At 72.5% G+C, this 6,191-nt stretch carries 6 protein-coding genes; 3 read left to right on the forward strand and 3 right to left on the reverse strand.

Annotated elements, in window-relative coordinates; genetic code table 11:
- Nucleotides 1-58: 58 nt before the first annotated feature.
- A complete protein-coding gene (locus ACESL7_RS11690; protein ID WP_372893500.1) occupies nucleotides 59-946 on the reverse strand; it encodes a CHAD domain-containing protein in 888 nt (295 codons plus the stop codon).
- A 126-nt stretch (nucleotides 947-1,072) separates the two neighbouring features.
- On the opposite strand from ACESL7_RS11690, the gene ACESL7_RS11695 reads away from it, so the two are divergent.
- Nucleotides 1,073-3,358 (forward strand): glycosyl hydrolase family 28-related protein, encoded by a 2,286-nt coding sequence (locus tag ACESL7_RS11695; protein WP_372893501.1) that lies wholly within the window; start codon nucleotides 1,073-1,075, stop codon nucleotides 3,356-3,358.
- On the opposite strand, the gene ACESL7_RS11700 is transcribed toward ACESL7_RS11695, so the two are convergent.
- Both ACESL7_RS11700 and ACESL7_RS11705 read right to left on the reverse strand, forming a co-directional pair.
- On the reverse strand, nucleotides 3,330-3,839 hold the full coding sequence (locus ACESL7_RS11700) for a HugZ family pyridoxamine 5'-phosphate oxidase (protein ID WP_372893502.1): 510 nt from the start codon (nucleotides 3,837-3,839) through the stop codon (nucleotides 3,330-3,332). The genes ACESL7_RS11695 and ACESL7_RS11700 overlap by 29 nt on opposite strands.
- A gap of 38 nt (nucleotides 3,840-3,877) precedes the next feature.
- On the reverse strand, nucleotides 3,878-4,549 hold the full coding sequence (locus ACESL7_RS11705) for a hypothetical protein (protein ID WP_372893503.1): 672 nt from the start codon (nucleotides 4,547-4,549) through the stop codon (nucleotides 3,878-3,880).
- A 153-nt stretch (nucleotides 4,550-4,702) separates the two neighbouring features.
- Between ACESL7_RS11705 and parA the strand changes: the two genes are divergently transcribed.
- Nucleotides 4,703-5,332 carry a ParA family partition ATPase gene (gene parA / locus ACESL7_RS11710; RefSeq protein WP_372893504.1) on the forward strand — a complete coding sequence of 210 codons (630 nt, stop codon included), beginning with the start codon at nucleotides 4,703-4,705 and terminating at the stop codon, nucleotides 5,330-5,332.
- 37 nt (nucleotides 5,333-5,369) lie between these two features.
- The coding region (locus ACESL7_RS11715; protein ID WP_372893505.1) for a DUF6206 family protein at nucleotides 5,370-6,191 on the forward strand (822 nt) is incomplete at its 3' end.

Consider the following 6,191-nt stretch of genomic DNA (forward strand, 5'->3'; position numbering starts at 1 on the left):
GCGTGCTTGCACGCACCGCCCCGGATCACATCGCACGGAACCGGGCACTGCCGCGACCTCACCGCCGCGGTTCGCTCTCCCAGATGGAATAGAGCGCAGCCAGCCGCTTCGACGCCCGCTTCGGCTTTTCCGCGAAGAAGCGCGCGCCGAGCGCGAAGGCGTCGCGCTCCAGCTCGGCGAGCGCGCGGTCGGTGATCCGCCCCAGTGCGGTCTGCGCCTCCGGCGCCAGCCTCGGCGCGTCCTCGGAGGCGAGATGCGCGGCGTAGAGCGCGAGGTCGTGGTGATCGCCGAGGATGTCGGAGAGGCGCTTGGCCTCCTCGGCGCGCGCGCCGACCGGGCCGGGCCAGACCGGTGCGAGGATGCGGCAGTGATACCAGTGGTATTTCACCCGCTTGCGCCACTCGTGCATGGCGTCCGTCGTCGGCGCGTCGCGGCAGTCGGCATGCGCCTTCGCCGCGCGGCGCCATGTCTTTTCCAGCCCGCCGGCGATCACCTTCGCGGGCTTCCCCCCGATCTCCCAGCCCGCGATCCGCCCGGCCAGCGCGTCGAGCGCTTCGCGGGTGTCGTCGTCCACCCGCTCCGGGGCGGCCTGCTTGCGCTGCGTGAGCGCCGCGCGCACGGGCGCGAACCGCGCGGGCTCGGCCTCGTCGCGGGCCATCAGCCGGTCGTGCGTCTCGATCAGCGCCTCGAGATCGCGCAGCCCGGAGAGCCGCCGCGCGAGATCGCGGATCGCCGCGTTCTCCTCCGCGTAGGCCGCGAAGCCCGGCCGCACGAGGCGCAGGAGCCCGCGCAGTTTCTTGCAGCGCTTGCGGATCTGGTGGATCGCCTGCGGAGCGGCGAGCGCGGGATCCTCCGCCTCGGCGCGTGCACGGGTCACCTGGTCGAGCGCGATGCGGCGCACCGCGTCGCCGAGGGTCGGGTCGCTCTCCTTCAGCTTGTAAGCCATGCCTCGTCAGCCTTCCGTTCTCTCACGCAACGTCACGGTGCTCTTTCGCCCCGTTAAGCCGCGAAGGCTACCCCCTCTGGCCTGCGAGGGCCGGGCCGCAGCCCGGCGCGGCGAAAGGGGCGAGCGATGAACAAGGCGATCACCGAGGGCGCGGCGCTGATGCCGCCGCCCTTCGCGGACGGGCTGGATCAGTGGGCGAAGGGCGACGGCACGCCCGGCTCGGACACCTACGCGGGCGATCCGGACGCGGCCGTCGTGCCGGCCGACCCGGATTTCGGCGGCTGCCTCGAACTGCTGAAATCCGACGAGGTTCAGCGGCTGCGCTACATGGGCGAGACGCCGATGCTGGAGGGCTGCTACCTCCGCGTCACCGCGCGGGTGAAGGCCGTCTCGGGTAACCTGCCGGCGGTGCGCATCGCCGCCTGGCCGGGCGACGCAGACGGCGGCGAGGTCGAAGGGCTGACCGTGACGGGGCCCGCCGTGGCGATCGGGCAGTACGGCGAGGTGGTCGAGGTCACCGCCATCGTTGGCCCGGGGCGGCGCACGGGCGTCGACATGGTCTGGGGCACCGCGCCGGCCTACGGGCATTTCGGCCTCGATCTCACCGGTCCCTCGGGTGGGGTGGTGCGCATCGACGACCTCTCGATCGAGGACGCGACCCACGTCTTCCACCGCGAGATGATGAGCCGGGTGGACGTGCGCGACTTCGGCGCGGTGGGCGACGGCAGCACCGACGATTCCGCCGCCTTCGAAGCGGCCGACAGCGCGGCGAACGGGCGGCGGGTGCTGGTGCCGGCCGGCACCTATCGGCTTGCGCGGAACGTCACGCTCGACAGCCCGGTGATCTTCGAGGGGCGGCTTTCGATGCCGGACGACGCGATCCTGTCGCTGACGCGGGATTTCCGCCTGCCGGTCTACATCGACGCCTTCGGCAACGAGGAACAGGGTTTTCGCAAGGCGTTTCAGGCGCTCCTGAACAACGCGGATCACGAATCGCTCGACATGGGGGGACGGCGCGTCTCGATCTCGGGGCCGATCGACATGGCCGCCGCGGTGCCCAACCGCGACCGGTTCTCGCAGCGCCGCGTGATCCGCAACGGTCAGCTCTATGCCGAGGGCGAGACCGTCTGGGAGCCCGAGGTCGTCACCTCGCAGGCGACCTATTCGCCGTCCCAGCCGCGGCGCCTCTCGAACGTCGCCAACATCGCCAACGTGCCCGTCGGCGCACTGGTCGAGGGGGCAGGCGTCGGGCGCGAGATCTACGTGCGCTCGCGGAACGTCGCGGCGGGGGATCTCACGCTCTCCGAACCGCTCCACGATGCCGACGGGACGCAGGTCTTCACCTTCACCCGCTTCAAGTACATGCTGGATTTCAGCGGCTTCGAGCGGCTCGACCGCTTCGCGCTCGCGGATCTGGAAATCCAGTGCAACACCGTGGCGAGCGGCGTGATGCTCGCGCCCGTGGGCGTCGGGTTCCAGATGCGCGAGTGCTTCGTCACCCGCCCGCGCGACCGGGGCCTCACCTCGATCGGGGAGGGCTGTCAGGGGATGCTGGTGGACCGCTGCCAGTTCATCACCCGCGAGGGGGACACGCTCGCGCAGGACCGCACGACGGTCGCGCTCAATGCCAACGCCAACGACGTGAAGCTGCGTGACAATCGCTGCACGCAGTTCCGGCATTTCGCCGTGCTCGGCGGTCAGAACGCGGTGATCGCGGGCAACCATTTCTTTCAGGGCGATTCGGCGGCCGACGGCGTGAGGCTCGCCGGAATCGCGCTGCTGACGACGAACGCCTCGGCGACGATCACGGGAAACTACGTCGACAACTGCTTCGTCGAGTGGACCAACGAGCGCGACCCGGACCCGTCCTTCACCGGCGGCTTCAGCTTCGCGGGGCTCTCGGTGACGGACAACACCTTTCTCTGCAGCGGCGTCGCGCCGTGGTTCTCCTTTCTCGTGGTGAAGCCGCACGGGCCGGATCACGGGATCACGGGCCTTGCCGTGACGGGCAACGTCTTCCGGTGCTCGGGGGGCGCCATCGACCGGGTGGAGCGGGTCGATACCGCCTTCGCCGATCTGGATTACGCCCGCACGCGCGACGTGACCTTCGCGGCCAACACCTTCCACAACATCGGGGCGCAGTCGGCGAACCCGCTGCGCCTTGAGCATACGCAGAACACCGAGGCGGCGTCATGGACGGTGGAGGGCGCGCCCCTCCTGCCCTTCGGCGGGCGCGCGCGCCAGATCGACGCGCTCGTGCCCACGGACCGCATCCGGAACGGGGCCGGCGCCTCGGTGCCCGAACTGCCGCACGTGGACGTGGAGCAGGGCGCCGCGCGCGACCAGCTGCGCCTCAACTGGAGCGAACCGGTGCGCGGGCGGGTCAGCCTGACGATCCGGATGGATTCCTGAGCGCGAGGTCGTCGGGCCCGAGGTCGTAGGCCTTGCCGAAGCCTCCATTCAGCAGCGCGCGCGTCACATCGTATCGCAGGAACGAGAAATCGGCGAAGCCGAGGTAGAGCTTCGCCTTCGGCTGCCGGTCGAGGTAGCGCGCGGCGAGCTCGGCGTGCCCCGGCTCCCCGTGGCGCAGGAAGCGCGCGGTGGCGATCAGCGTGATCCTCGGATGGGTCAGCGGATCGCCCCGCGCCCCGGGCTCGCCGAGAAGCAGGGAACAGGCCGGATCGACCGCGAGCGCCTGCGTATGGTGCGAGAGGTCGGAGACGAGGCTGACGGGCATGCCTGCGGCGTCGGTCGCCACCGCCACGCGCGAGACGAGGGGGTGCCCGGTTTCCGGATCGCGTACGCCGAGCGCCCCGTGTCGCGCGGTGTCGATCAGCCGCCGCGCAAGGCTGCGGGCGTCGTCGTCGGTGTCGAGGATCGGGGACTGTGCCATGATGCGCAGGGTAGGGCGGCGCGGCCCGACGCGCCAGATCAGAACCGCTGCCAGAGGCCGAAGACGAGGCCGCCCGTTCCGGCCCGGTCGAGGTCATGGTAGGCGCCGAGGGTGACGGAGGTCCGGGCACGCAGCGGCACGACCGTGCGTGCCTCGAGCCGCGCAAAGGGCGGATCGCCCGCTTCGCGTCCCGTCTGAAGCTGGACCAGCGTCTTGACGCCGCCGGGATGCGTGAGCCCGAGCGTCAGGTCGAGCTTGACGTCGATTGTCAGCTCGGGGCGCGGGTCGGCTCCGGGCGCCACGCCGACCTCGGCCAGCGCGTCGCCAGCAAGCCAGCCGGTGCGCGCGCCCTCGCCGAAGCCCCGGCCGAGCGACAGGCCGGGACGCACCACGGCCCGTCCGTCGATCCGCCCCACGCCGAGCTGCCAGCCGAGGCGCGGCCCCGGCCTGTCCGCGGCGCGCGCCCGGGAGATGAAGGCCACGGCCTTCGTCGCGCCCCCGATCGCGCGGCCGGCGTCGAGGCCGGCGCTCCAGCGGCGGCCGAGCCCGTATTCGAGGTAGAGCGCGCTGTATTCCGTCCCGCCCGCGAGCGTCCCCCGCCAGGTGCCCGACGCGAAGCCCTCGCCCGCCGCGCGGGGCCATGGCCCGGCATCGGCCGCGGCCCCGCAAAGCGCGGCGGCGAGGATCGCGGGTCCGAGACTGCGTCGCATGAGGCCCTCCGCGGCCGAGCCTCCGCGTCCGGGCTTAACGATCGGTTAACCACGTCACACGGCGCGGCGCGCCCGCTGGCGCTGTGGCGCTGCGGCATGCTACGCTGCGCTGCCGCGGCGTCGGACGACGCTGCCGGGAGCGGGGGCAGAGGCATGGCCGAAGGGCGGATCGTCACAATCGCGCAGCAGAAGGGCGGCTCGGGCAAGACCACGCTCGCGGCCAATCTCGCGGTCGCCTGGGCGCGGGCGGGGAAATCCGTCGCGCTCGTGGACACCGACCCGCAAGGCAGCCTTGGGCGCTGGTTCATGACCCGGATCGAGGGGCGCGCGGCCCCGGACCTGGAATTCTCGACCTCCTCGGCCTGGGGCGTGGGCTACGAGACGCGCAAGCTCGCCGGGAGCCACGACCTCGTCGTGGTCGACACGCCCCCCAAGGCCGACAGCGACCTGCGGCCCGGTCTGCGGGCCGCGGACCTTGTGATCGTGCCGGTGGCCTCGTCGCATGTCGATCTCTGGGCGACCGAGGGCGTGCTCGACCTCGCCCGGCGCGAGGGCAGGCCCGCCCTTCTCGTCCTCAACCGGGCGCGGGCCGGCACGCGGCTCGGCGCCGAGGTGGCCGAGGCGGCGCGCGCGCTCGATGCGACGGTCGCCGACACCGCGATCGCCCATCGCGTCGTCTACGCCGAGACGCTGGGGCAGGGCCTCGGCGCGATCGAGGCGCCGCGCTCCCGCGCGCGCGACGAGATCGCGGCGCTGGCCGAGGAGGTGGCGCGCCACCTCTGAACGCGCTAACCCGCGCGGCATCCGGGCGGAGGCGGCGATGACGGACGAGACCGAGACGCTGGCGCGACTGATCGAGGCCGAGCGCGCGCGGGGCACGCGCCCCGTCTCGCGGCTGGGGTATTTCTGTGCGCCCTTCCGCCCGCCGGAGGGCGCGTATTCCGACCGGGTGATCAAGGTCTACCGCGCGCTCGACGACCGCGCGCGCCTCGACCGGCTGGCGGCGGCGCATGACGCCTACCACGCGCTCCTGCGCGAAACCGGCGTGACGGTGCCGGACACCGCCTTCCGCCTCGTGCCGATGGGCGGCGGCCTCGCCCCGGTGATCGTGCAGGCGGCGCTGCCCGCCGAGAGCATGATGCGGCCGCAGTTGCAGCGCGCGGCGCCCGAGAACGCCCTCGTGCTGATGGAGGCGGCGGGCCAGGCGATTGCGCGCTTCTGGCACGCGGTCGACGGACGCCCGGAGCGCATCGGCTTTCATCCGTCGATCCGCAACTTCGCGATGCAGGACGGCGGTGCCGTCTTCTTCGACACCTTTCCGCCGCTCATCGGGTACTCGCGCGAGGAGATGGGGCGGCTTCTGCTGCTGTTCTCCGACAGCCGGCTCATGCGCACGGTCGGGCCCCTGCTGCGCGGGCGGATCACGGCGATTCAGGACGAATGGTATTCGCCGGCCGAGACGCTGGTGGGTCTCGTCGGCTCCGCCTGCCGCCTGCGCCCCGAACACGCCGCGCGCTTCCTCGACTGGGGGCGCGATTTCGCGGGACGCGCCATGGCGCCCTGGGCCGCGGAGATCGAGGCCGGCCTCGCCGCGCCGCCGCGCCTGCCGCGGGCCTGGACCGCGACGCGGCGCCTCCTCGGT

Source organism: Rhodosalinus sp., from assembly GCF_041685465.1.
Taxonomy (GTDB): domain Bacteria; phylum Pseudomonadota; class Alphaproteobacteria; order Rhodobacterales; family Rhodobacteraceae; genus Rhodosalinus.